Below are 25431 nucleotides of genomic sequence, written 5' to 3' on the forward strand. Positions count from 1 at the left end.
TTTCGATATGGGTAAGGCGCAGGTCGTCCGCCGGTTCAACGTACCGGCGGAAACGCTCTGGAGCTATCTGTCGTGGCGCGGCATGGAAAAGCTCGCAGGCGGCGGTTTCTTCAAGCGCGTGGTCTTCGAAGGCGAGGGTGCGGAGGTCGGCGCCACCAAGTGGATCCACCTGCCCGAAGGCCCGCCCATCCGCGAGCGCCTCGAATGGCTCGACGCGGCCGGCTACGCCTACGGCTACCGCGTCGTCGACAGCGGCCCGCTGCCGATCACCGACTATGTCGGGGAACTCCGCATCACGCCGTGCGGACCGGCGGCGTGCGACGTGGTGATCCGCAACAGCTTCGTGGGCGTCACCACCGACGATGGCTGGGGCCGGGAGTGGGAGACCATCGAGAACAGCCTGCTCGACGAGATCGAGGCTCAGCTCGGCGGCGCGCCCGCGCCCGCGCCGGAAGATGTCGCGGCAGCGATCCGCGCGGCGAGCGACCAGTTCGAGGCGGACTTCCGTAGCGGCGATCCCGAACGCCTCGTCGCGAACTACTATGTCGATGATCCCCGCATCGCCGTGCCCGACACGCCGCTGCAAAAAGGCCGCGACGCTGCGATTGAGGTCTTCCGCGGCCTGATGGACGGCTTCGCGGCGTGCGACCTCCGCCAGGTGGAGGTCAGCCACGGCGGCGGCGACATCGCGTTCGAGCTTGGCGAATCCACCGTGCATCCGAAGGCGGCCGGCGAGGCGCCTACGCGCGTGCGCTACACCATCCTCTGGCGCCGCACCGCCAAGGGTTGGCGCGTGGATACGGACTTCTTCGCGTGGGGCGCGCTTTCGTGATAGGCTCCCGGGCTTGATGTGACGGGGCTGGGAGGGAGCGATGCCGGTCGATCACAGCCTTGAAGCCGATACTGCCGCGCTGCCGCATCGCTTCGGCCCCGTGCGCGGCGACGTGCCGCTCGTCCGGCGCCAGCTTTTGCTGCGCGAGCTGACCGAAGCGAGCCTGCTGCGCCAGCTCACCATCGTTCGCGGCCCCGCGGGCTCCGGCAAGACCGTGCTCCTCACGCAGTGGGCCGACCTTCTGCGCCAGATGGAGCGCCCGGCGGCATGGCTCACGCTCGATGCGTCGGACCGCGCCCCCGCGCTGCTCATCGCCGCAATCGCCGAAGCGCTGGCGCACGCGGGGTATGACGATCTCGCCGAAGCCTTCGCCGCGATCGCGCCCGGCTTCTCCCCGGATGCGCCGGAGGCCTCGGCCCGCCGGCTCGCTGCTGCCGTCAACCGCACCGCGCGCAAACCCATCCTGATCCTCGACGGCTGCGAGGCGATCGACACGCCTGAGGCCTTCGCGTTCCTCGCGAGCCTGCTCCTCCATTCGCCCGCGCTCCGCCTGGTGCTGTCGTCCCGTCGTCGCCCGCAGCTTCCGCTCGGCGCCCTCCGCGCGCGCAATCAGCTTCTCGAGATCGGCCCCGGCGACCTCGCCTTCACGCCCGCGGAAATTCACGCACTGCTTTCGAACCAGGTGCCGGAGCTCTACACACGCCGCCTCCACGCCAGCACAAGCGGTTCGGCCGTCGCGGTCGCCTTCGCGCGGCGGTCGCTCGATCACACGCCGCGCCCCGGGCACGATTGCGGCACGTGGCAGGACTGGCTCGGCGATTATTTCCGCGACGAGGTGCTGAGCACGCTCGATCCCGATCTCCGCGCCGCCATGAGCCGCCTTGTCGTCGTCGAACGCTTCGATCTTTCGCTTGCCGAGGCACTCGTCGGGAATGTGGCGCTGTCACTGGTGGAAAAGCTCTATCACGACGAAGGCCTGCTGCTCCGCGATCTCTACACGCAGGAATTCCATTTCCCCGAGATGCTGCGCCGGTTCCTTGATGATCGGCTCGCGCTTATGGACGCGAAGGAACGCGCTGCGCTCCACGCCCGCGCTGCCGACTGGTTCGCGGATCGCGGTCTGTTTCAGGAAGCGCTTCGCCACGCGATCGAGGCGGGCGAACGCGAGCGCGCGCTCGCGCTCATCGAGCAGGTCGGCGCGACCACCGTCGTTACGCGGCAGGGTATCGCGGCGGCGCGGCTGATGCTCGATTCGATCGGCATCGCCGCCGATCCGCGCTGCCCGAGCGCACAGCTTTCGCTCGCCGTCGTCAGCGCCCATGAAGGCCGCATCGTCGACGCGGTCGAGCGTCTTCAATCGGTGCGACTCCAGCTTGAAAACGCGGAGACCCGAATCGATACCGCGCTGATCGAACGCCAGTTCCTGATCGCCGAGGGCTTCGTCAACGGCTTCCTCGATCACCGGGCGAGCGCCGAGGATGAAGCCGCGCTCGAACGCTACATCGCCGAAGCCCCGCCGGGCGATCATCATGGACGCGCGCAGGTCCATATCCTCCGCTCGTGGAACAGCTACTGCGGCGGCGACCTCGTCAAGGCGGAGCGCGCGGCCGTGGAAGCCGCGATCGATTACGCGGGCACGGAGAGCGTTTTCGGTGCGCTGTTCATGCATGTGCACCGGATGCTCGCGCAGTTCTGGCGGAACGATCTCGAAGGCGCGCTCGCTGAATCCGCGCTCGGCGAGAAGATGGTGCGGCTGTTCTTCCCGGAAGACCAGCGGTTGCGCGTGCTCACGGAGATGCTGCGCACCAGCATCCAGTTCGAACTCGGCAAGCCGGATCTCCACGCCAATCCGCTCGATCTCGCCGCCATGGTCGGCGCGGTGGAGGCGTGGGTGGAGGTGCAGCTCTGGGCGCATCGCTATGCCGCGCGCGCCGCCGCCGCGGCGAACAGGCTGGATGAAGCGCGCGCGATTCTCGCGAACGGGGTCGAGGTCAGCGAACGGCTGCAGACCCCGCGACTTGCATGGAACATGGGTCTCACCGGCGCGCTCATCGAGGCGCGCAGCGGCGCTGTGGACAAGGCGTGGCGAGATGTGGAGGCGCTCGGCCTTCCGGGCGGCGCCTTCCTCACCGCACCGGGCATTCCCCTCACGTGGCAGGAGCGTATCGGCGGCCTGCTCGCGCTCGCCGAACTCCAGACGTCGGCGCGCAGTCTCGATGAGGCCGCGCACTGGCTGCGCGTCGCCGAGGAGGAGGTCGGGCGTACCTCGGCGCTACGCTTTGCGACCGAGATCGATATCGCCTGGGCGCGTATCCACCATGCCGAGGCGAAGCCCGCGCTCGTTCGCGCGAAGCTGCAGGCGGCGTGCGGGCACTGCCAGGGGCTGCTACCCGCGCGGCTGTTCGTGGAGGCGGGCGCGGCCCTTCAGCCCTATCTCGCCGAGCTGCCGGGCTGGTCGACGCCCGATCCGCAGCGCGGCGACATTCCGCTCGCGGGCACCGACCCGGCGCTGGCGTCCAGCGATCCGCTCACAGTGCGCGAGCGGCAAATCCTGCATTTCATGGGGGAAGGCCACCCCAACAAGGTGACCGCGCACCGCCTCGGTCTCAGCGAGGCGACGATCAAATTCCATCTGCGCAATATCTACAGGAAGCTGAGCGCGCAGAACCGCACACAGGCGCTGGCGCGCTACCGCGCGCTCGTCGGCGCCACACCCGTCGGGGGATAGCAACGCGATCGGGGGCGGCAGCGCCGCCCCCGGATCGGTTCAGGCTGCGGCAGCCGCAGCCTTCCGTTCGAGATGATCGATAATCTGCTTCGCCAGCGGTTCGGCGGAGGCAGGATTCTGACCCGTGAAGAAGGGCGGGTCGCAAACGACATGCGCGCCGAAGGGCTGCGCCGCCGAATAGATCGCGCGCAATTTGCGCAGCATGTCTTCGGGAAGCACGGGCACGATCTTGTCGACGCCCATCATCACGTCTTCGGCGTTGCTGATCGATGTGAGCTTGCGGTTCTTCACCAGTGGCTCGCCGTTCGGGTCGACCGTCTGCACCAGTCCGATCACGCCGTGGCAGATGCCCGCGACGACATCGCCGCGCGCGAACAGCGTTTCGGCGAGGCGCTTGATCACGGGGTTGTGCGGGAAGTCCCACGTCGTCGCGGTGCCGCCGACGAGGAAGATTCCGTCCAGCCCTTCGTCGCCGATACTTTCGAGCGGCTGCGTGCCGTTCATCTTCGCCGATGCGGTCGCATCGCCAAGGAAGCGGCGTCCGTTGTCGCTGATCCACGCATCCTCAAGGCTCATCGGATCGATCGGCGCCTTGCCGCCCTTCGGCGACGCGATCGCGACCTCGAAGCCGGCGTCCACGAACTGCCAATAGGGTGTCGCCAGCTCTTCAAGCCAGCTGCCGCTGGCGTTGCCGCTCGATCCGAGCTCGCCGTGCGAGGTGACGATAAACAGGATTTTCTTGGGCATGTCGGGCTCCGCTTGCTCCGCTGATTGGAATGGAAGGACCATAAGCGGCGCGGGGACAAGCACACACACGTCCGATCGGCGAGCATTGCCCGTCCGTTAGGATAGGGCTGCATACCGCTGCATTGGCCGTACGTGGGGCTATGCGCCGCTGTATGCTTGACCGATGCTCCAGCCTCATATTCCATTCCAGTGGACCAAGAGGGAGGTCTCGCATGTCGCTTGATGATGTCAGTAAGCCACGCGGTCTCGATCAGCCGGTAAAGCGGCCTTTGAGCCAGCCCGTGCCGTTCGAAGGTGAAGACGGGCTCTTCACCCAGTCGTGGTATCCGATCTGTCTGTCGAGCGCGGCAACGTCGTCTTTCGTGCGCGGCTTCGATTTCCTCGATGGGCGCGTCATCGTGTTCCGCGACAAGGAAGGCAAGGCGCACGTGATGAGCGCGTATTGCCCGCATCTCGGCGCGGACCTTTCAGTCGGCGACATGGTGGATGGGCAGGTGCGCTGCGTGTTCCATCACTGGCGCTACGGCGCGGATGGGCGCTGCTCCGGTATGCCGAGTAGCGATCCGATTCCGCCGACCGCGCGGCTCTTTGAATTCCCCACCTGTGAGAAATACGGCCTCGTCTGGGCATACAACGGCACCGACCCGCACTATCAGCTGCCCGATTTCCCGTATCCGGACGATGAGCTGGTCTTCAAGATCAAGACGTTCGGCGAGGAAATCCCCACCGATCCGTGGGTGCTCTGCGCCAACACGCCGGACATGCAGCACATTCGCTACCTGCACGGCATCGTCATCAACGGCGACAATCCCCACGACGCCGTCGAGTGGACCGACCATTCGATGTACTACGAATTCGAGGGCGCGCACGTCACTGGCGATCCGGTCAGCCACCGCATCGGCATCGTCGGCACCAGCATGTATTTCCAGAGCACCAATTTCGCGGGGCGCTGGTTCGGTTTCGTGTCGCCGTTCAGCCTCAACCGGCCGGGCCGCTCCACGGTGTTCATCGTCGTCTGCGCGCGCAAGGACATGGGCACGCCCGAAGAGATCGATGAGTATCTCGAGTTCGTGGCCGATCTGGAAACACGTGTGGTGCTCGATGATCTCATCAACATGCAGACGATCCATTTCAAGCCCGGCACGCTGACGCGCAGCGACAAGACGCTCGCGCGCTTCTTCGACTACATGCGGGATTTCCCGAGGGCGCATCCCTCGGCCGATTTCATTCGCTGATCGGCCGGGCGTGGCGGGGGAGAGCGGAGGCTACGCGGCGCCGAACGATCTTGGGGCGCTGCGTGCGTTCCTTGATGCCCATCCCGGCGCGGTGATCCTCGCCGGGGGGCAAAGCCTGCTGCCGAGCCTTCGGGGGCGTGCACCTCCGCTGTTCGTCGACATCGGTCGCATCGCGGCGCTGAAAGCGATCGAGGTCGAGGGGAAACGGGCGCGGGTCGGCGCGGGCGTCACGCTCGCGGCGCTCGCACGGCATCCCACCGTGGCCGGCGGATTTGCGGACGCGATCGGGTTCGTCGGCAACGTCACCATCCGCAACCGCGCTACGGTTGGCGGCTGCCTCGCGTGGGCCGACCCGCGCGGCGAGTTGCCGCTCATTCTGCTTGCACTCGGCGGAACCGTCGTCACGGACAGGCGGGAGGTCGCAATGCAAGACTTCATCACGGGTCCCTCGTGTACCGTACTCAAACCCGGCGAGGTCATTCTGGCCGCGACGTTCGAAGCTGGACGCAAACTCGCCTTTGAAGAATTGCTGGTGCGGAATTCGACCGGGCGCGCCGTTGTGGCCGTGGCCTGCGAACGGGTGGGGGGGGCGATGCGCTACACGGTGTCCGGCCTCGTCGACCGTCCCGTCCGCAGCGCGCCGATGGCGGACGATCCCGATGCGTGGCTGGGTGATCTGATGCGGCAATTCCCCGTCCTCGACGATGCGAGTAGCCCGGCCTATCGGCGGCGCGTTCTTCATGCGCTCGCCCTTCGCGCGAGGGAGCGGGCGTGACCGACATTCCCATCAATCTGCGCATCAATGGTGCAGCCGTTGCGGCGCGTGTCGCGCCGGACCTCACGCTTGCGGATTTCCTGCGCGGCGATCAGGCGCTGAAGGGTACGCACGTCGGCTGCGAAGAGGGCGTTTGCGGAAGCTGCACGGTGCTTGTGAACGGAGAGACTCTGCGGTCATGCCTGACGCTCGCCGCGCAGATGGATGGCGGCGATGTTACGACTGTCGAGGGTTTCGATGATCCGTCGGGCGCCCGGCTCCGCAAGGCGTTCGCCGAGAATTTTGCGGCGCAGTGCGGTTTCTGTACGGCGGGCATGATGGCGGTGGCGCGCGAATTCCTTGCGGACGATACCATCGCCGATCACCGCGACGAGGCCGCGATCCGTTCCCGCCTCGATGCGGTCGTGTGCCGCTGCACGGGGTATCAGGCCATTGTCGCCGCCGTTCGCGCCTCGGTGCCGGAATGAGCGTGATCGGCCAATCGGTGCGCCGCGCGGCGCTCGATCGCTTCGCGTCTGGGCGCGGCCGCTATGTGGGCGACATTGATCTGCCCGGCATGGCGACGGTCGCCTTCGCGCGCAGCCCCGTCGCGCACGCCGAACTCCTCGGCATCGATGTCGCCGCCGCGCGCGCCATGCCCGGTGTTCTTGCCGTCATCACGGGTGAAGACATCGCGGGTTTCGCGCCGCAGCCGTCGCTCTGGAACCTGCCGGGCCAGAACCATTCGGGCCTGAAGGCGCTGGCGACCGATCGGCTGCGCTACGTGGGCCAGCCGTTCGCCGCCGTGGTCGCCCTCGATCGCCGCACCGCCGAAGCGGCAATCCGCGCCATCGTTCCAAAGTACCGCGCGCTCCCCGTCGTTGCCGACATGGATGCCGCGCTCCGCGCCGATGCGCCGCGTCTTTACGATCATTGGGCCGACAACGTCGTCGCCCGTCCCCATTGGCAGGCGGGCGACATCGCCGCCGCCTTCGATGGTGCCGCGCTCGTGATAAGCGACCGCTTCACGACCCAGCGCGTGCATCCCTGTTCGCTCGAACCGCGCGGCGTTGTGGTCGCGCCCGATCTCGACGGGGAAAGCATCACGGTGTGGCTCTCCACCCAGTCGATCCACCAGGTACGCGCCGGCATCTCCGAATGTCTCGGCCTCCCCGAGCACCGCATCCGCGTCATCGCGCCGGACGTAGGTGGATCGTTCGGGATGAAGGCCTGCATCTACGGCGAGGAAGTGATCCTCGCCTTCCTCACGCACCGTATCGGTCGTCCGCTTCGCTGGATCGAAACCCGCGCCGAAGCCTTCATCGCCTCCACCCACGGCCGCGACGAACGCGTCGACCTCGCCGTCGCCTTCGACCCCGACGGCCGCATCCGCGCCCTCCGTTCCACCATCGTGCTCGACAAGGGTGCCGACCCCTACGCGACCTCGATGGGCACGGCCTGGATCACCGGCGCGGTGATGACCGGTCCATACAGGATCGACACGATCGACATCGAAGCCCTCGCCGTCGTCACCAACAAGACCCCGACTGGTGCCTACCGCGGCTTCGGCCAGCCGGAGGCGAACTTCGCGCTCGAACGCGCGCTCGACATGGCCGCGCCCCGCCTCGGCCTCGATCCTGCGGAGCTTCGCCGCCGCAACCTCGTCGCGCCTTCCGAAATGCCGTACCCCACGCCGACCGGCATCGTGCTCGATAGCGGGCGCTACGCCGATCTCCTTGATATGACCCTCGAAAGATTCGGCTACGACAATGCGCGGTCTGCCCAGCCACCGTCGCGCCGCCGCACCGGCGTCGGCATCGCCTGCTACGCTGAAACCACGAACTTCGGCCCGTCGCCGCTTTGCAAGCTGATCGGCGTCGACAGCGGCGGGTTCGATATCACGGCGATCCGTATGGAGCCGAGCGGCCATGTGCGCGTCTTCGTCGGCCAGACGCCGATGGGGCAGGGCATCGAAACTGTGCTCATGCAGGTCGCCGCCGACGAACTCGGGCTCCCGATCGAGGACATCTCTATTGTCCATGGCGACACGGTTTCGTCCGCCTACACTGCCTATGCGAGCGGCGGCAGCCGCGGCGCGGGGGTCGCGGGCGGCTCGACCGCGCTTGCGGCGCGGCGACTGCGGGCGCGTATCCTGCGCTGGGGCGCGCATCTTCTCGACGCGCTGCCCGAAAGCGTCCGCTTCGTGCAGGGCGGCGTCGAGGTGATCGACGTGCCGTCGCGCCGCGTCGGTATCGCGGAGATCGCAGCGGCGGCGTACAAGGCGTTCTCAACGCCCGAAGGTTTGGAGCCCGGGCTTGAGGACAGGGCTGCCTACGATCCGCCCGCGCTCGCCATCGCCTACGGTTGCGTCGTGGCAGAGGTCGCTGTCGATATTGATACGGGCAAGATCGCTGTGGAGCGTATCGTCTTCGGTCACGATTGCGGCGTGCAGATCAATCCCGCGATCGTGGAGGGACAGGTGATCGGCGGTCTCGCGCAGGCGCTCGGCGCGACCCTGTTCGAAGAGGTGCGCTACGATGCCGACGCGCGGCCGCTCACCCTGTCGCTACAGGATTATCTGCTGCCGCTGGCCTCGGACGTACCGCACGTCGAGCTCGTGCATTTCGAAACGCCGACTCCGTTCTCGCCCATCGGCGCAAAAGGGGTCGGCGAAAGCGGCACGATCGGTGTGCCCGCCGCCATCGCCAGTGCGGTGCAGAATGCGCTCGGGGCGGCATCGCCGCTCGTGACGCTGCCACTCACCGGCGAGCGTGTTTTGGCTGCCCTGTCAGGCGACAACGCGCCGTCCCGCTCTCCCGGTTGACATATCCCGCCTGGAAAATGATGATCCTGATCAGGATTGTTTCCAGGGATGGGTCAGGGAGTCGCGCGATGAAGGCAGCACTGGTTTTGGGCGTGGCGCTTGCCGCCGGTTTCGCGCAGGTCGCCGCTGCGGAGGCGCCGGCCGATGCCAGCAAGGTGGAGATGCGCTGGGGCGAGCGCATTCCGCTGCGCGACGGCGTAAAGCTCAGCGCCACTGTCTACCTGCCGAAGGGGCAGGCGGCCCCCGCGCCCTGTATTTTCACGCTGACGCCCTACATCGCACAGAGCTACCACGATCGCGGCGTCTATTTCGCGGCGCACGGCCTGCCGTTCCTCACCGTAGACGTGCGCGGGCGCGGCAACTCCGAAGGCGAATTCCGTCCCCTCATCCAGGAGGCGAAGGACGGCCATGACGTCGTCGAATGGCTCGCGAAGCAGCCGTATTGCAACGGCAAGGTTTCGATGTGGGGCGGATCTTACGCGGGGTACAACCAGTGGGCGACGGCGAAGGAAGCGCCGCCGCACCTCGCCACGATCGTGCCCGTCGCCTCGCCCTATCCGGGCGCCGATTTCCCGTCGCGCAACAACATCTCCTACCCCTATCTGATGCAGTGGCTGACCTTCACGGATGGCAAGGCTTCGCAGGGCAACATTTTCGGCGATTCCGCCTTCTGGGCATCGATCGCCCGCGAACGCTTCGAAAAGGGCGAGGCGTTCAGCACGCTGCCCCGCATCTTCGGCGGCGAGCAGAAGACGCTCGTGGAATGGATTTCGCATCCCGCTGTCGATGCGTGGTATGACAGTTACGCACCGACCCCCGAGCAATTCCGGGCGTTCGACATGCCGATCCTCTCCATCACCGGCAGCTACGATGGTGACCAGCCCGGCGCGTTCGAATTCTACAAGACGCACATGAAGCTGGGCTCGGAGAAGGCCCGCGCGAACCACTATCTGATCGTCGGACCGTGGGACCATGCGGGCACGCGCACGCCGCAGGCGAAGGTCGGCGGGCTGACCTTCGGTCCGGCGAGCCTCGTCGACCTGCCGAAGCTGCATGTCGAGTGGTACAACTGGGCGATGGCGGGCGGCGCGAAGCCAGACTTCCTGAAAAAGCGCGTCGCTTATTACGTAATGGGCGCCGAACGCTGGCGCTATGCAGACACGCTGGAAGGCGTCACGGCCGAGGAAAAGCCGTTCTTCCTCGATTCCACCGCCAACGCCAACCGCGTGATGGCATCGGGATCGCTCTCGCCGGCATCAGCGGGCAAGGGCAGCGCCGACAGCTACGTCTACGATCCGCGCGACGTGTCGGGCGCCGCGCTCGAAGCCGGCCTCGATCCAAGCCTCCTCACCGACCAGACGCTGGTGCTCGCGGCGGACGGCAAGCAACTCGTCTATCACAGCACGCCTTTCGACAAGCCGACCGAGGTTTCCGGCTTCTTCCGCCTGTCCGCGTGGATCTCGATCGATCAGCCGGACACGGACTTTCAGGCTTCGGTGTACGAGATCACGCCCGACGGCGGCAGCATCCTGCTGACGAACGACATCCTGCGCGCGCGCTACCGCGAGTCGCTGCGCGAAGCGAAGCTCGTCACCTCAAAGGCGCCGCTCCGCTATGATTTCAACCGGTTCACCTTCGTCTCGCGGCAGATCGCGAAGGGCAGCCGCTTGCGCCTCGTTGTCGGGCCGATCAATTCGATCAACACGCAGAAGAACTACAATTCCGGCGGTGTGGTCGCGGACGAAACCATGGCGGATGCGCGGCCGGTTACAGTAAAACTGCTCCACGACAAGGCGCACCCGAGCGCGCTCTACATCCCCTTCGGTCAGCCGTAAGGAGGGGTCAGCGCGCGTTTAGCTTTGCAAACCACGGTTCGAGGCGCGCGATGGCGCGCTCCACCCGGTCGGTTGAAACGGCGAAGCTGATGCGCATGAAGTGGTGGCCTTCCACCGGATCGAAATCGATGCCCGACGCCGTCGCGATGCCGGTGTCTTCAAGGATACGCATACAGAAAGCCATGCTGTCGTCGGTCAGGTGGCCGATGTCGGCATAGATGTAGAAGGCCCCGTCGGGCGGGGCGATGCGGCGCAGCCCCATTTTCGGTAGCGCTTCCAAAAGGAGCGCGCGGTTGCGGGCATAGGTGGCGATGTGCCCCTCCAGCTCGTCGCGGCATTCAAAGGCGGTAAGTCCTGCGTGCTGCGCGAGCGAGGGCGGGGTCAAAAACAGGTTGCTCATGCGCGCGCGCGCCGCGCCGATCAGATCGGGCGGCACCACCAGCCAGCCGAGCCGCCAGCCCGCCATGCTGAAGTATTTGGAGAAGCTGTTGACGACGAGCGTGCGGTCCGAAAACTCCAACATCGAGTGCGCAGGGCCCACGTAGCTGAGGCCGTGGTAAATCTCGTCGGAGATGATGCGGATGCCGCGGCGGCGGCACACTTCGGTGATCGCTGCGAGTTCGTCCTTCGGGATGATCGTGCCGGTGGGATTGGCGGGGCTCGCGACGATCAGGCCTTGGGGCGCGGGCTCCAGCGCCTCGATCGCTGCGGCAGTGATCTGGTAGCGTTCCGCCTCGCCGCAGGGCAGCTCCACCGGCACCATGTGCAGCGCTTTCAGCGTGTTGCGGTAGGCGACATAGCCCGGCCGCGCGAGCGCGACGCGCGCGCCGGGGGCGAACAGGCAGGAAAGCGCCATAACGAACGCGGGCGATGCGCCGTTCGTCAGGATGATCTGCTCGGGGTCGAGCGCGATTCCGTAGGTTTCCTGATAGTGGCGGGCGATGCGCGTCTTGAGCGGAATACTCTCCCAATAGCCCATGCCGTCCGTATCGAGGATGCGGTGCGCCTCGGCGATGGCTTTGGCCGGCGCGCCGGTCGAAGGCTGGCCGAACTCCATGTGGATGACCTCGCGCCCCTCCGCCGAAAGGCGGTGCGCAAGGCGGCTGATGGCAAGGGCGTGAAAGGGATCGATTTCAGCAGTCATGGCTGCGGGTTAGAGAGGCGCGCAGACACGCGCAAGGGCGGTGAGCGCTGTCCGCGCTTGCAAAGTGCATCTCTTGGCAAGACTTTCCCCGCTATAGAGGCGCGGACAAGACGATGCTTTTCAACAGCTACGAATTCATCCTGCTGTTCCTGCCGGTCGCCGTGGCGGGCTTCTTCGTGCTTGCGGGCGCGAGTACGCGGGTGGCGATGGGCTGGCTCGTCGCCGTATCGCTCGTGTTCTACGGGTGGTGGAACCCCGCCTATCTGCCGCTTCTCATCGGCATTGCGGCTTTCAACTATGTCGTCGGACGTGCATTGTCCCGCCGTCCGTCGCGCTGGCTGCTCGGGCTGGGCATCGCTGTCGATCTCGGAACGCTCGGCTATTTCAAATACGCCGGTTTCTTCGTGTCGACGGTCGATTCGCTTACCGGCGCGGATTGGGCGATCGGCCCCATCGTCCTGCCGCTCGCCATCTCCTTTTTCACCTTCCAGAAGATCGCCTTTCTCGTGGACAGCCACCGCGGCCTCGCGCGCGATGTGGGTCCGCTCGAATACGCCTTGTTCGTGGCTTTCTTCCCGCAGCTCATTGCCGGGCCGATCGTCCACTACCGCGATGTGGTGCCGCAGTTCCGGCTGCCGGAAACGTTCCGGCCGATCGCCGAAAACTTCGCAGTGGGCATCACCATCTTCGCGATCGGCCTGTTCAAGAAGGCGGTGCTGGCAGACGGGATCGCCGGCTACGCATCCCCCGTGTTCGATGCGGCGGAGGCAGGCCGTTCGCCCGACCTCCTCACCGCGTGGAGCGCGGCGTTCGCCTACACGTTCCAGCTCTATTTCGACTTTTCGGGCTACTCGGACATGGCGATCGGCGCCGCGCGTCTGTTCGGCATCCGGCTGCCGCTCAACTTCAATTCGCCATACAAGGCGGCAAACATCATCGATTTCTGGCGCCGCTGGCATATGACGCTGTCGCGGTTCCTGCGCGATTATCTCTACGTTCCGCTCGGCGGCAACCGGAAGGGACGGGCGCGCCGCCATGCCAATCTGCTCGCGACGATGCTCCTCGGCGGCCTCTGGCACGGCGCGGGGTGGACCTTCGTGCTCTGGGGCGCGCTGCACGGCATGTTCCTTGTCGTGAACCATGCATGGCGGCGGCTTGTGCCCACCGCGCTTGGCAGCGCGCGCCTGTATCCCGCAGTAGCGTGGCTGCTGACCTTCCTTGTCGTGGTCGCGGCGTGGGTGCCGTTCCGCGCGCCGACGCTGGACGGTGCCGGGCGAATCCTCGCCGGGATGGCAGGGCTGAACGGGGTGTCGCTGCCCACGGCCATCTTCGCGCGCCTCGGGCCGCTGCGCAGCGGGCTGGAGGCGCTTGGGGTGGAGGCTTCAATCGGCGGCGGCGGCGTGTTCATCGCGGCGTGGCTCTGGATCATCATCCTGTTCGCGCTCGCGCGCTTTGCGCCGAACACGCAGCAGATCATGGGCAGGTATCGTCCAGGTCTCGGCTTCGAGGCCGCGACCGCTGTGCGGTTGTCGTGGCGGCCCGCGGTGCGTTGGGCCATGTTTACAGGGGCGCTTGCTGCTGCAGGGCTGCTCGCGCTCAACCAGGTGTCCGAATTCCTCTATTTCCAGTTCTGAAGGCAGCGCCCGTGAAACGCTATCTCGCCATTCTTGCCGCCACTGTGCTGGTAATCGTCGCAGGCGTCGCGGGCCTTGCATGGCTCGTCGATCCCTACGCCTATTGGAACGCGCCCGTCATCGAAGGCGTCAATCGCTACCGCCCCGCGGCGGGCAAGCACATGCTCCCCGTGAAACTGCGGCAGTACGAACGGATGCAGCCGAACACGCTCGTTGCCGGAAACAGCCGCGTCTATGTCGGGATCGATCCCGAATCTAGCGTCTGGCCGTCCGAAATGCAGCCCGTCTACAACCTCGGCCTGCCAAGCGTCGGTATGCGCAACCTCGTCCAGGCCGTCGAAACAGCGCTCTTCACCCACCAGCCCCGGGCGCTCTTCGTTGGTCTCGATTTCATCAACTTCACGGTGGAAAAAGCCGATTGGCGCAAGGGCGGCCCCGTCGTGCTGCCGCCCCGGCCGGACGTCACCGAGCGCGCGGCACTCGCCGCCAAGCTCCTGCTGTCGCTCGATGCGCTCACCGACACGGCGGGCGCCCTTGTCGAGCAGCATAGCGCTTCGCCCGAAACGCTCACCCCCGCCGGTTTCTACGGTATTGGCAAGTATCCCGCCATTATAGCGGAGGAGGGCCATGCAGGGCTGTTTCGCCAGCGGAACCGGGAAAACCTGGAATATTATCTGGCAGGCCCCAAGCGCGTGCGTTGGGGCCCGGAACAGAACCCGGAGTTCGATGCGCTTGAAGACCTGGTGCAGACGGCGAAGACCCGGCGGATTGCGCTCACCCTCTTCACGTATCCGTATCATGCCGACCTGCTTCTCAGCTTTCAGAAGGCCGGTCTTTGGCCGGCCTACGAGGATTGGCTCCGCGATCTGGCGGCGTTTTCGGCGCGCACCGGTATCCTCACCTATATGTTCACGCGCGTCGACGAGGTGACGGGAGAAGCCGTACCCGAAGATGGGGATACGAAAACGCAAATGCGGTGGTATTGGGAGGCCGGTCATTTCAAACCCGCACTCGGAGACCGCATGGTCCTCATCATGAACACCTCGCTCGACGATCGATTGGTGCTGACACCGGACAATGTCGAGGCGCGGATCGGGGAACTGCGCGACGGTCTTGCCGCCTACGGCAAGCTGCACCCCGAAGCCGTACGGCGCATCGACGCGGCGTTCGAGGACGCATCACGGTGAAGCAGGCATTGCTCGGCTCCGCCCGCGCGCTGGGCGGTTTTGCGGCGGCGCGCGCACTGACGGCGGGGAAGCTGCGCATTCTCTGCTACCACGGCCTTTGGACACTGGACGCCGCACCGTTCGGGAACCGCCTGTTCATGCCGCATCGGCAGTTCGCAGATCGAATGAAGTGGCTTGCGGCCTCGCCCTATCCGGTGTTGCCGCTCGGCGAAGCGGTGGACATGCTCGCGGAGGACAGGCTGCCGAAGGGCGCCACGGTCATCACCATCGACGACGGCTGGGCCTCCACCTATACGCACATGCTCCCCGCGCTCGAAGCCTGCGGCCTTCCGGCGACCGTCTATGTCTCGACTTACTATGTCGAAAACGATGGCCCGGTCGCGAACGTCGTCGCGAACTATCTCGCCGAGCGCGCACCCGCAGGCAGCTATGACCTTGCGGGCGTCCTTCCCGGCCTCGAAGCGCCGCTCGTCCTCGGCGATGCCGCGAGCCGCGACAAGGCGGGGGACCGCCTGCGCACCGCTGTCGACGATGTCGGCTTCCAGCCGCGCATGGTCGGCCTCGCGGAAGTGGCGAACCGTCTCGGCATGGGTACGGAGCCGTGGTGGTCGGGGCGTCAGTTCCATCTGATGCGCCCCGAAGAGGTGGCGGATGCCGCCCGCCGGGGCCTCGATATCCAGCTCCATACGCACCGCCACAAGGGCCTGCACCGCTACATCGACGCGCTGCCGCAGGAACTCGCCGACAACCGCGCCTCGCTCGGCGCCATGCTTGGCGGCGCGCATCAGGATCATTTCTGCTACCCGAGCGGTGGTTTCGACCCGCGCGGGGAGGCGATGCTCGCCGAGGCGGGCATCAAATCCGCGACGCTCGTCACCGAAGGCTTGAACGCGCCGGGTACGAACCCATATCGCTTGCGGCGGTTCCTGGACGGCCGGACGGTAAGCGAAGCGAGCATCGACGCCTATCTCTCCGGCATCCTCGACATCGCCGAGCGGCTGCGCTAGACGCGCCGCAAATCCGAAAGATCACGTGAGAAGGCGGCGGCGGCATGGCGTCCTACCAGTATAGTTTTGTAATGAAGGGTCTGACCAAGACCTTCCCCGGCGCGCCGAAGCCGGTTCTGAAGGATATCCACCTGCAGTTCCTGCCGGGCACCAAGATCGCCATCATCGGCGTGAACGGCGCCGGCAAGTCGACACTGATGAAGATCATGGCCGGCTACGACAAGGATTACCAGGGCGAGGCCTGGGCTGCCGAAGGCGTTCGCGTCGGCTATCTTTCGCAGGAGCCGCAGCTCGATCCGGCGAAGACCGTGAAGGAAAATGTCATGGACGGCGTCCGCCCGGTCGCCGACATGATGGACCGTTTCAACGAAATCTCGACCATCATGGCCGATCCGCCCGAAGACGCGGATTTCGACGCGCTGATGACCGAAATGGGCGAGCTTCAAGAAAAGATCGACGCCGTCGACGGCTGGACGCTCGACAACCAACTTGAAATCGCGATGGACGCGCTGCGCTGCCCGCCGGGCGACGCGAGCGTCGAGAACCTCTCGGGCGGCGAAAAGCGCCGCGTTGCGCTCTGCCGCTTGCTCTTGGAAAAGCCCGAAGTCCTGCTGCTCGACGAGCCGACCAACCACCTCGACGCCGAAAGCGTCCAGTGGCTGGAACGGCACCTGATCGACTATGCGGGCAACGTCATCCTCGTCACCCACGATCGCTACTTCCTCGACAATGTCGTCGGCTGGGTGCTGGAGCTGGATCGCGGCCGCGGCCTGCCGTTCGAGGGCAACTATTCCAAATGGCTTGAGGCGAAAGCCAAGCGCATGGCGCAGGAGGACCGCGAGGACGAGGGCCGCCAAAAGGCGATCAAGGAAGAGCTGGAGTGGATCCGTCAGTCGCCCAAGGCGCGCCAGACGAAGTCCAAGGCACGTATCAAGGCGTTCGACGAGCTGGTCGAAAAGCAGAACGATCGTCGCCCCGGCGCCGCGCAAATCCTCATCCAGGTGCCCGAGCGCCTCGGCAGCACGGTCATCGAAGCCAAGGGCCTCACCAAGGCTTACGGCGACAAGCTGCTGTTCGAAAACCTCGAATTCACGCTGCCGCCGGGCGGTATCGTCGGCGTCATCGGCCCGAACGGCGCCGGTAAATCGACGCTATTCAAGCTCATCACCGGGCAGGAAACGCCCGACAGCGGCTCGATCAAGATCGGCGACACGGTGAAGCTCGGCTATGTCGACCAGAGCCGCGACCATCTCGATGCGAACAAGAACGTCTGGGAAGAGGTCTCGGGCGGCAACGAACGCTTCTACTTCGGCAAACACGACATCTCGACGCGCGCCTACGTGGGCGCCTTCAACTTCAAGGGTGTCGATCAGCAGAAGAAGGTCGGCCAGCTTTCAGGCGGTGAGCGCAACCGCGTTCACATGGCGAAGATGCTGCAGAAGGGCGGCAACGTGCTGCTGCTCGACGAGCCCACCAACGACCTCGACGTCGAAACGCTGCGCGCCCTCGAAGAGGCGCTGGAGAATTTCGCCGGCTGCGCCGTGGTCATCAGCCACGACCGCTTCTTCCTCGATCGCCTCGCCACGCACATCCTCGCGTTCGAAGGCGACAGCCATGTCGAATGGTTCGAAGGCAACTTCGAAAGCTACGAGGAAGACAAGCGCCGCCGCCTCGGCGACGAAGCCGACCGCCCGCACCGCATGAGCTACAAGAAGCTCACGCGGTAGAAGGGGTCAGGAGCAGAGCCTGCGGTCTCCGTCGGCGAGCCCGGTCGTGTTGGTGATGTTCCTGAGCGTCAGTTCGCGCGCGATGAACGCCGACGTATAGGTGATGTCGCGTTCCGTGAAAATCGGCGCGATGCTGCTCAATATGCTGCTTCTCACCGGGAAGAACCACGGCGTGTAGCGATAGGTCACTTCGGCGACGAGCACGTTGTTCGGGTCCGTGACGATCATGCCATTCACGTCGTCGATGGTAGCATCGTCCTTGCCTTCGCCTTCGTCGCCGATCTCGCTTGCCCGTGCGAGGGCGCCTTCGCAGCGCTGCCAGCGGACCCAGTGCCCGTCATCGGCAGGATTGCGCGTGACAGAACTAAGGACGATGCGGCCGTTCGTGTCGAAATCGTCGAACGATGCCGACATTTGCGAGCCCATGAACAGCGTGTTGACGTCCACTTCGTCGATGCTTGCCCGATATCGTGCGGCAAGATCGGCGGTTGAGGTCGCGATGCGCGAAAGCTGCTGGTGCGTCAGCGCGAGATGGACAAGCTCAAGCCCGCCGAGCAGCGCAACCATCAGAAATGGCAGCGCAAACGCGAACTCCATGAACGCGACACCAGACTCGTTCTTACGGAGCGATGCCCGAAGCTTTAGGAGGCGAACCCGTTTCGTTGTCATGAAGGAATGCACTCCTCCTCGGGGTCGGGCACCTCGATGTTGCTGAACGGCTCGTTCTTGATCACGGCGTTGGCCTCGATCGTCATGTCGTTATTGCCGCCGTTGATGACGCTTGAGGTCAGCTTGAAGATCATCGGGTAGGTAACCGTCACGCCATAATAAAGGATGTCTTCGGCATTGCCGAGATCGTCGCTGCCGCGATCCGCATCCCACTGCTTGTTCCCGTTGATGTCGAGGAAACAGTCGCCGGGCCCCGGTTCACCGCCCAGAGGCGCGACATCGGAAGTAAGTGGTTCCGGCTGGCCCACGGCTCCGAAGCTGGAGTAGCTCTTCCGATCGATCTCCGCGTGGGCGCCCTTGATCTGCCCGATTTTCGCGTCGAGGATCGCGTCGAGTTCCTCCGGGGTCGAGCCCCCGGTCGCGGCGAGGCGCGAGACTTCACGCAGCGCACCTTCAACGTTCGATTTCGCATAGGCAAGATAGCCGAGCTCGATGCCGCCCATCAGCAGCGTTATCATCGGCAGGCTCAGCAAAGCGAACTCGATGATATAGCTGCCGCGTTCATCCCGGTGAAGACGGCGTAGCGGGTTGCGGAGGCGCTTCATGGCGGTGCCTACTTAGACACGCGGAGATAGCCGATGTTCTGCGCGATCTTCTCGAAAGCCTCGTTCAGATCTTCGGCGGTCTCCGCGACATAATAATCGTCTTCCGAGCTTGCGCAGTCCTGGATCGCGTTCTTGTCCGTTGTGCCGATCGAGGTGGAGAATGCCACCGTTGAAACCTTGATGCCCTGCTTCTTCGCCGCTTCGCAGATCATGCGGAAACGCGCGCGATGTTCGGGCTTGGGTTCGGTGGTGTTGGATCGCGTTCGGTGATCCCACAGATATTGGCCATAGGCCGAATAGCTGATGCCGGGATCGATTTCACCGTCGGACATGAAGACGAGATAACGGTTGACGCCCCGTTCCTCGCCCGTGTGTCCGGGGGCAAGGTAAGTGTCTTCGTTGGGGAACGGCGCACCGGGGCTGATAAGTGCCAGACCCCAGTACATGCCGAGCTCGTGATAGGTGCCGCCGGCAGGTTTGAGGGCATCGATATAGCTACCGAGCGCCGTCACGCCGTCGGCATCGATTTGCGTAAGCAGCTTTGCCTCGTTCGGGCAGCTCTTGTTGGGCCCGGTCGTGGCCACGCCGTCCGCGTAGTGGCTTGCCGCTGTCAGGCTCGAGTAGCTCGTGTCATAGCGAACTGCCTTGCTCGAGTACGTGTAGCTGTCATTCTGCATACGCCAGTTGAGGTTGGCCCAGGGTTGCTTCGTAATGTCCATGTACGTCGCATTTGGCCGGTACTTGTTGCCGGTTACACTGACACCGCCGACCGATGAACTCGTCCAGGGCGATGCGAAATAAGGCCGCCATTTCGGCGCGATCTGCCCCTCGACTTCCGTGCCCGGCGCAGCGTCGATAACGTCCCACGCACCCACCGGGATGGTTGTGTAGGGTGAGCTCGATGCGTCGATGGTCGTGACTGTGCCGCGCGCCTCGACACAGCCTTTCCACGCATAGGGATTGGCAGGCGTCGTTTCCGCGAGCCCGAGGGAAACGAACTGGTCGAGATCCAGATTTTCATCGTCGTAAGAGCCCGTCACGGAATAATTCTTCCAGGCGTATTTTCCGCTCACGGTCTCCATGTACGGCTCGCCGATGTTCGTTGAATAGGGCTCACCCGAGTAATCGATGTAATCGGGGTTTTCATCGTAGAGCAGCTTGCCGACGTTCACGCCCTGCGAATAGGGAACGATGCCGACGCGCACACGAAGCCCGCTGCCGCTCAGCTGATCCTGAAGGTCTTTGAGGATGTCGAGAAACTTCTTGGAAGCGCCCTGCAGTGCGATCATACGCTCGTTGTCGCTTCCGCTGTTGCTGTCCACGTCCCACCGCATCGATCCGGTCACGTCAACGACAAGAACGACGTCGACATTCACGCCCGAGCGGCGGGCGGAGCACTCGGCGCTGATGTTCATCGACTGGATGCCCGTGATACGCAGCAACTGCGTCGAGATCGTCGTAGCGAGCGTGATCGTGAGTTCGCCCTCGTCATCGACCTGCGCGGTGCGCGTGATCTCGCCCGTGTCGAACTTGCCTTCGGGGAAATTGTAATCGAGGAACTTCTGGATTTCCTGATCGGCGGTCGAATTGTCGAGCACGGAGCCGCCGCTGTCCGTGTCGTCCTTCGTCATCACCTTGCGCCCAGCGAGCGCAGCCGCATCACAGGCCTGCGCCAGTCGGGCCTCGGCCATGTAGGCGCGGGTGAGATCGACGCCCCCGCCGATGGCGCCGACGAGCGGAATGACGGATGCTGCAACGATGGCGAGCGCGTTGCCTTTCTGGTCGCGTCTCAGGCGTGAAAGAAAGGTCGACGACTGCATGGCTTTCATGCGATGGCCCGGCGTATTGCTGCCCAGCGACATAGTGTTCACCCCCGTGCACCGCCTGCGAACAGGCGCATGATCAAGGATGCATAAGGGGAAATGCCTAAGAAGCTGTTGAGGTGACTGGTTAATGAGAGACGGGATCGGCGGAATTCCGGGCGTTGCCGAAACGATTTCCGAAACGGAAGCTTTTGTGCGGGCCGAAGACCGGGACCGCTACGTCGCGACGCTGTTCGCGCCGCCCGCCGCAAGGCCGCGTCTTTTTGCGCTCCACGCTTTCGATCTGTCGCTCGCCGATGTGGTCCGCACGACAACCGAGCCGCAGATCGGCATGATCCGGCTCGCATGGTGGCGCGATAGCGTCGAAGGCGCGCGCGAAAAGCCGGTGGCGGGCCAGCCCGTTCTGGCTGCGGTCGCAGCTGCAGCGCTGGATCCGGTACAACTAGCGGCGCTCGCGGAGGCGCACATGGATGTGCTCGACGGTGCCGAGATCGGCGAGAGCGGAGCGCAGCTTTTCCGTTGCGCTGCTACCTTTCTGGGGGCCGAGGAACCCATGGGGCTCGCCGATGCCGGCCGGTTCTGGGCGATGGCGTCGGCGCGCCGCCGGGGCGCTGAGATGGCCGTGCCGGAGCCTGGCCGCATGCGCTTCCCGCCCGCCGTTCGGCCCGTCACCGCGCTTGCCGCCGTCGCCCGGCGCGACGCTGCCGGCAAGCGGGAGCCGCGCGGCGCGGCAGGACGGCAGTTCGCCATCCTGCGCCACGTGCTGACAGGGAAAGCGTGACACTGCCGGAACGAACTCGTTAGGCTCTATCCCGCGAGTCGCATCGAAAGGGTAGGGATGACAATGGTTTGGCGCTGGGCGGTCGGCGGCATTGCGGTAACATTGCTCGTGGCGGCAGCCGTCGTGGTGAGCGTGGACGACGAGCCGGAAACCGCCCCGCTACCGGAGCCGCCCCCCGTCGCTGCTCCCGCCGCGCTGCCCGAGCCGCCGCAGGCGAGCGAGGCGACGCGCGAGGAAAAGCGTTTCCGCCGCTACGACCGCGATCGCAACGCCAGCGTTAGCCGCGAAGAGTATCTGCGCGCGCGCCGCCAATCGTTCGACAGGTTCGATACGGACGGCAACGGCGTGCTCAGCTTCGCGGAATACGCCGTGAAGCAGAATGCGCGCTTCGACGATGCCGATGCCGACAGGTCCGGCGACCTCGTGGCCGTCGAGTTCGAAAAGACGCGGACGGTGCGCGCCGCCACGAAGCCGAAAGCCGATTGCAGCTGCGCTGACTAACCTGCCTCGGCGGCGATCCATGCATCGAGATCGGCAAGCGCCCGTTCCGCATAGGCCGCTTTCCGCGACTTTTTAGGAACGCGTGCGTCAAACGGCGGGAACAGGCCGAAGTTCACGTTCATCGGCTGATAGGTCTCCGCCACCGCCTCGCCCGTGATGTGCGCCAGGAGCGCGCCGAGCGCCGTCGTGCGCGGCGGCAGGTCGGGCGCGGTGCCGTGCGCATCGGCGGCCGCGAAGCGCCCGGCCATCAGCCCCACTGCGGCGCTTTCGATATAGCCTTCGCAACCGGTGATCTGCCCGGCAAAGCGGATGCGCGGATCGGATTTCAGGCGCAGGCTGCCGTCGAGCAGCACCGGCGATTTGATGAAAGTATTTCGATGCAGCCCGCCCAGCCGCGCGAACTCGGCGTTCTCCAGGCCGGGAATGCTGCGGAAGATGCGCACCTGCTCGGCGTGGCGCAGCTTGGTCTGGAAACCGACCATGTTCCACAGCGTGGCGGAGGCGTTGTCCTGCCGAAGCTGGACGACGGCGTAGGCCTTCTTTCCCGTGCGCGGGTTGGTGAGGCCCACGGGCTTCATCGGCCCGAAACGCAAGGTCTGCGCCCCGCGCTCCGCCATCACCTCGATCGGCATACAGCCTTCGAAATAGGGGGTGTTCGCCTCCCATTCCTTGAACACGGTCTTCTCGCCGGTCATCAGCGCGTCGATGAACGCGCCGTACTGCGCCTCGTCCATCGGGCAGTTGATATAGTCCTTGCCGTCGCCCTTGTCGTAGCGGGACTGGAACCACGCGGTTTCCATGTCGATGCTCTCGCGGTGGACGATGGGCGCGATCGCGTCGAAGAAGGCGAGGGCGTCCTCGCCCGTCTGCGCGCGGATCGCTTCGGCGAGCGGCGCGGCGGTGAGCGGCCCGGTGGCGATGATGGTCTGGCCCCATTCGGCCGGCGGCAGGCCCTCCACGCACTCGCGGCGGATCTCGATCAGCGGTTCGGCTTCGATGGCGGCGGTTACGCGCGCCGAGAAATCGTCGCGGTCCACGGCGAGCGCCGAGCCCGCGGGCACCCGCGCCGCGTCCCCGCAAGTGAGGATCAGCGAGCCCAGCCGACGCATCTCCTCGTGCAGCACGCCCACCGCGCTCGCATTGGGATCATCCGACCGGAAGCTGTTCGAGCAGACCAGTTCGGCAAGCCCGTCCGTATGGTGCGCGTCCGTCCCCTGCACGGGCCGCATCTCGTGCAAAACAACGGGAACGCCTGCGCGTGCGAGCTGCCATGCGGCTTCCGAACCGGCGAGGCCGCCGCCAATGACGTGAACATGTGTTTTCATCCGCGCGGAAATATGGGGAAGGGGTGCCTGCGTCCAGTGTTGCATGGTGGCGCGCTCTTTGCGATGAGCCTTGCCGAATGTCGCGCCGCATCCTGATCGTCACGGGGCTGTACCCGCCGAACGCCCCTACGGCGACCGTGCGCGCGCCGAAATTCGCGCGCTTCCTGCTGGATCGCGGCCACGACGTTCGGGTGCTTTCGGGACAGAATCTGCAGTTTCCGGCGGCGGTCGACCCCGAGATTCCCACCGAGCGCATCACCGCCGTGCCCTATGTGCGGCGTGGGCGGGCGGCGCCGATGACAGAGGCGGATCAGCCGAAGCCGGGCGCGAAGGCGAGCGTGGAAACCGCCGCGCAGCCGGGCGGCCTCAGACGCCTGATCTGGCAGCTTTCCTACCTCCCCGATCCGCACATCACCTGGATCGAGCCGGCGGTCGAGGCCGCGCTGGCGTGGGACTGGAAGCCCGATGCGATCTTCTCCACCGGTCCGCCGCATTCGAGCCACATGGCGGCGGCGCGGCTGTCGCGTGCGTGGGGCGTGCCCTTCGTCGCTGAACTCCGCGACCTCTGGGCGGACAATATCTACCAGAACGAAAGCTTCATCGCGAATGGCGTCAACCGCTGGATGGAGCGGCGCGCGCTCTCTAAGGCGTCGGCGCTGGTGGCGGTGACCGAAGGCAGCGCGGAAATTCTCGCGCGGCGCTACGGAAAGCCTGTCGTGTGCGCGGCGAACGGCTACGATCCGGCCGATTTCGTCGGCCTGGAAGACGTGCCGGCGCTCGATGCCGATCGGCTCAGCATCGTGCACGCGGGGTCCACCTACAACGGCGGCCGCTCACCCGAGCCGCTGCTCGCGGCGCTTGCGCTCCTGAAGCCCGATCCCGCGAAGCTCGTCGTGCATTTCTGGGGCGAGGACAGCCATGTGCCGATGGCGATGGCCGAGCGCGCGGGCGTTGCCCATCTGGTGCAGGCACACCCGCCGATCGGGCGCGGCGAGGTGCTGCGCATCGAGCGCGCGGCGGATATCTTGCTGCTGCTGCGCTTTTCCACCGAAGGCGAAAAGCACGTCGTTGCCGGCAAGCTCTACGAATATATCGGCGCCCGCCGGCCGGTGCTGTGCCACGGCCAGCAGGAAGGCGAGGCGGCGGACATCATCCGGCGCACGGGCATCGGCCTCGTCAGTAACGACCCGGCGACGATCGCGGATTGGCTTTCGCAAAAGCTCGCGGAGCGCGCAAACGGTCGCCTCCCCGATCTCCCCGCAGGCGCGGCGGACGGGCTGACGCGCGCGGCGCAGTTCGAAAAGGTAGAGGCGGTGCTCGCCGGACTCTTCCCCCGTTGATATTTGCGGCCATCGCCGTTATAACGTGCGTATGAACGCATCGCTCAAACTCGTGAAGATCGGCAACTCGACAGGCGTGATCCTGCCGAAGGAGCTGCTTGCGCGTCTGCGTGTCGAGCTTGGCGATACGCTTTACGTATCGGAATCGCCCGATGGCGTGCGCCTCACGGCATCCAATCCCGATTTCGAGGCGAAGATGAAGCTCGCCGAGAAGATCATGCGTGAGGATCGCGATATTCTGCGCGTTCTGGCGCAATGACGGTCGATCAGCGGATCGAGCCAAACTGGCTCGATCCAAAGGATGCCATCGCGATTCATGATCGCCAGCTTGCCGAACATGGCGGAGGGGCCGGAGTACGCGATTCCGGGCTTCTGGAATCGGCCTTGGCCCGGCCCGTCAACCGCTGGACCTATGGCGAAGACGATCCCGCCGCGCTTGCCGCCGCCTATGCATTCGGCATTGCCCGCAATCACCCGTTCATCGACGGCAACAAGCGCACCGCGTGGGTGATCGCGCGCCTGTTCCTTGCACTGAACGGCCATGAACTGCGGTTCAGCGCCGCGGATGCGATCGCCATGATGCTCGATCTGGCGGCGGGCACGCTCCCCGAGGATGCGGCTGCCGACTGGTTCCGTTCGCGGCTCGCCGTCATCCAATCGTAACGCTGGCCTTCACGCGCGCGCGCATGTAGAGACATCGGTCAAAGCCGACCATAATCCCCAGAGCGTACAG

22 protein-coding genes are annotated in these 25431 nt (G+C 65.4%); 16 read left to right on the forward strand and 6 right to left on the reverse strand.

Features of this window, described 5'->3' with window-relative positions:
• Positions 1 to 7: 7 nt before the first annotated feature.
• On the forward strand, positions 8 to 832 hold the full coding sequence (locus tag AAC014_RS11400) for a DUF4440 domain-containing protein (protein ID WP_339708533.1): 825 nt from the start codon (positions 8 to 10) through the stop codon (positions 830 to 832).
• A 40-nt stretch (positions 833 to 872) separates the two neighbouring features.
• A complete protein-coding gene (locus AAC014_RS11405) occupies positions 873 to 3560 on the forward strand; it encodes a LuxR C-terminal-related transcriptional regulator (RefSeq protein ID WP_339708535.1) in 2688 nt (895 codons plus the stop codon).
• 39 nt (positions 3561 to 3599) lie between these two features.
• Here the strand turns inward: AAC014_RS11405 and AAC014_RS11410 are convergent, their stop codons facing one another.
• The gene (locus AAC014_RS11410) at positions 3600 to 4307 is read right to left on the reverse strand and encodes a type 1 glutamine amidotransferase domain-containing protein (protein WP_339708537.1); all 708 of its coding nucleotides are present in this window, start codon (positions 4305 to 4307) and stop codon (positions 3600 to 3602) included.
• 212 nt (positions 4308 to 4519) lie between these two features.
• Between AAC014_RS11410 and AAC014_RS11415 the strand changes: the two genes are divergently transcribed.
• From AAC014_RS11415 to AAC014_RS11435, 5 genes are all read left to right on the forward strand, one after another.
• Positions 4520 to 5542 carry a Rieske (2Fe-2S) protein gene (locus tag AAC014_RS11415; RefSeq protein ID WP_121052828.1) on the forward strand — a complete coding sequence of 341 codons (1023 nt, stop codon included), beginning with the start codon at positions 4520 to 4522 and terminating at the stop codon, positions 5540 to 5542.
• Positions 5543 to 5552: 10 nt separating this feature from the next.
• A complete protein-coding gene (locus AAC014_RS11420; protein WP_339708541.1) occupies positions 5553 to 6317 on the forward strand; it encodes an FAD binding domain-containing protein in 765 nt (254 codons plus the stop codon).
• Complete coding sequence (locus tag AAC014_RS11425; protein WP_339708543.1) at positions 6314 to 6784, forward strand: 2Fe-2S iron-sulfur cluster-binding protein; 471 nt, start codon at positions 6314 to 6316, stop codon at positions 6782 to 6784. Before AAC014_RS11420 ends, AAC014_RS11425 begins: the two co-directional genes overlap by 4 nt.
• Positions 6781 to 9120 (forward strand): xanthine dehydrogenase family protein molybdopterin-binding subunit, encoded by a 2340-nt coding sequence (locus AAC014_RS11430; RefSeq protein ID WP_339708545.1) that lies wholly within the window; start codon positions 6781 to 6783, stop codon positions 9118 to 9120. Before AAC014_RS11425 ends, AAC014_RS11430 begins: the two co-directional genes overlap by 4 nt.
• Positions 9121 to 9188: 68 nt before the next feature.
• Positions 9189 to 10955, forward strand: coding sequence for a CocE/NonD family hydrolase (locus tag AAC014_RS11435; protein WP_339708547.1), 1767 nt, complete (start codon positions 9189 to 9191; stop codon positions 10953 to 10955).
• Between the two features lie 7 nt (positions 10956 to 10962).
• Here the strand turns inward: AAC014_RS11435 and AAC014_RS11440 are convergent, their stop codons facing one another.
• On the reverse strand, positions 10963 to 12099 hold the full coding sequence (locus AAC014_RS11440) for an aminotransferase class I/II-fold pyridoxal phosphate-dependent enzyme (protein ID WP_339708549.1): 1137 nt from the start codon (positions 12097 to 12099) through the stop codon (positions 10963 to 10965).
• Between the two features lie 113 nt (positions 12100 to 12212).
• On the opposite strand from AAC014_RS11440, the gene AAC014_RS11445 reads away from it, so the two are divergent.
• The 4 genes from AAC014_RS11445 to ettA are packed head-to-tail and all read left to right on the forward strand — an operon-like array spanning position 12213 to position 17654.
• Positions 12213 to 13733: an MBOAT family protein gene (locus tag AAC014_RS11445; RefSeq protein WP_339708551.1), complete on the forward strand. Its 1521-nt coding sequence runs from the start codon at positions 12213 to 12215 to the stop codon at positions 13731 to 13733.
• Between the two features lie 11 nt (positions 13734 to 13744).
• The gene (locus AAC014_RS11450; RefSeq protein WP_339708553.1) at positions 13745 to 14920 is read left to right on the forward strand and encodes a hypothetical protein; all 1176 of its coding nucleotides are present in this window, start codon (positions 13745 to 13747) and stop codon (positions 14918 to 14920) included.
• Positions 14917 to 15927: a polysaccharide deacetylase family protein gene (locus tag AAC014_RS11455; protein ID WP_339708555.1), complete on the forward strand. Its 1011-nt coding sequence runs from the start codon at positions 14917 to 14919 to the stop codon at positions 15925 to 15927. Before AAC014_RS11450 ends, AAC014_RS11455 begins: the two co-directional genes overlap by 4 nt.
• A gap of 44 nt (positions 15928 to 15971) precedes the next feature.
• Complete coding sequence (ettA, locus tag AAC014_RS11460; protein ID WP_339708557.1) at positions 15972 to 17654, forward strand: energy-dependent translational throttle protein EttA; 1683 nt, start codon at positions 15972 to 15974, stop codon at positions 17652 to 17654.
• Between the two features lie 6 nt (positions 17655 to 17660).
• On the opposite strand, the gene AAC014_RS11465 is transcribed toward ettA, so the two are convergent.
• Genes AAC014_RS11465 through AAC014_RS11475 form a run of 3 tightly spaced genes read right to left on the reverse strand, consistent with a single transcriptional unit; the run spans position 17661 to position 20790 of the window.
• Positions 17661 to 18323, reverse strand: a complete 663-nt coding sequence (locus AAC014_RS11465) for a TadE/TadG family type IV pilus assembly protein (protein WP_339708559.1) — start codon at positions 18321 to 18323, stop codon at positions 17661 to 17663.
• A complete protein-coding gene (locus tag AAC014_RS11470) occupies positions 18320 to 18928 on the reverse strand; it encodes a TadE/TadG family type IV pilus assembly protein (RefSeq protein ID WP_339708561.1) in 609 nt (202 codons plus the stop codon). The genes AAC014_RS11465 and AAC014_RS11470 overlap by 4 nt, the downstream gene beginning before the upstream one ends.
• Positions 18929 to 18936: 8 nt before the next feature.
• On the reverse strand, positions 18937 to 20790 hold the full coding sequence (locus AAC014_RS11475; protein WP_339708563.1) for a pilus assembly protein TadG-related protein: 1854 nt from the start codon (positions 20788 to 20790) through the stop codon (positions 18937 to 18939).
• 91 nt (positions 20791 to 20881) lie between these two features.
• On the opposite strand from AAC014_RS11475, the gene AAC014_RS11480 reads away from it, so the two are divergent.
• Together AAC014_RS11480 and AAC014_RS11485 are read left to right on the forward strand one after the other, a co-directional pair.
• On the forward strand, positions 20882 to 21532 hold the full coding sequence (locus AAC014_RS11480; protein WP_339708565.1) for a squalene/phytoene synthase family protein: 651 nt from the start codon (positions 20882 to 20884) through the stop codon (positions 21530 to 21532).
• A 57-nt stretch (positions 21533 to 21589) separates the two neighbouring features.
• Positions 21590 to 22033 (forward strand): histidine kinase, encoded by a 444-nt coding sequence (locus tag AAC014_RS11485; protein ID WP_339708567.1) that lies wholly within the window; start codon positions 21590 to 21592, stop codon positions 22031 to 22033.
• Here AAC014_RS11485 and trmFO read toward each other — a convergent pair.
• Positions 22030 to 23358, reverse strand: coding sequence for a methylenetetrahydrofolate--tRNA-(uracil(54)-C(5))-methyltransferase (FADH(2)-oxidizing) TrmFO (gene trmFO, locus AAC014_RS11490; protein WP_339708713.1), 1329 nt, complete (start codon positions 23356 to 23358; stop codon positions 22030 to 22032). The two genes, AAC014_RS11485 and trmFO, sit on opposite strands and share 4 nt — an antisense overlap.
• 77 nt (positions 23359 to 23435) lie before the next feature.
• On the opposite strand from trmFO, the gene AAC014_RS11495 reads away from it, so the two are divergent.
• From AAC014_RS11495 to AAC014_RS11505, 3 genes are read left to right on the forward strand one after another with little or no spacing between them, the layout of a single operon-like run.
• Complete coding sequence (locus AAC014_RS11495; RefSeq protein WP_339708569.1) at positions 23436 to 24698, forward strand: glycosyltransferase; 1263 nt, start codon at positions 23436 to 23438, stop codon at positions 24696 to 24698.
• Positions 24699 to 24729: 31 nt separating this feature from the next.
• Positions 24730 to 24957, forward strand: coding sequence for an AbrB/MazE/SpoVT family DNA-binding domain-containing protein (locus AAC014_RS11500; RefSeq protein WP_339708571.1), 228 nt, complete (start codon positions 24730 to 24732; stop codon positions 24955 to 24957).
• Entirely contained in the window at positions 24954 to 25361 is a 408-nt protein-coding gene (locus AAC014_RS11505; protein WP_339708573.1) for a type II toxin-antitoxin system death-on-curing family toxin, read from the forward strand. Before AAC014_RS11500 ends, AAC014_RS11505 begins: the two co-directional genes overlap by 4 nt.
• The last annotated feature ends 70 nt before the right edge of the window (positions 25362 to 25431 follow it).

Source organism: uncultured Sphingosinicella sp. (assembly GCF_963974575.1).
Lineage (GTDB): Bacteria > Pseudomonadota > Alphaproteobacteria > Sphingomonadales > Sphingomonadaceae > Sphingosinicella.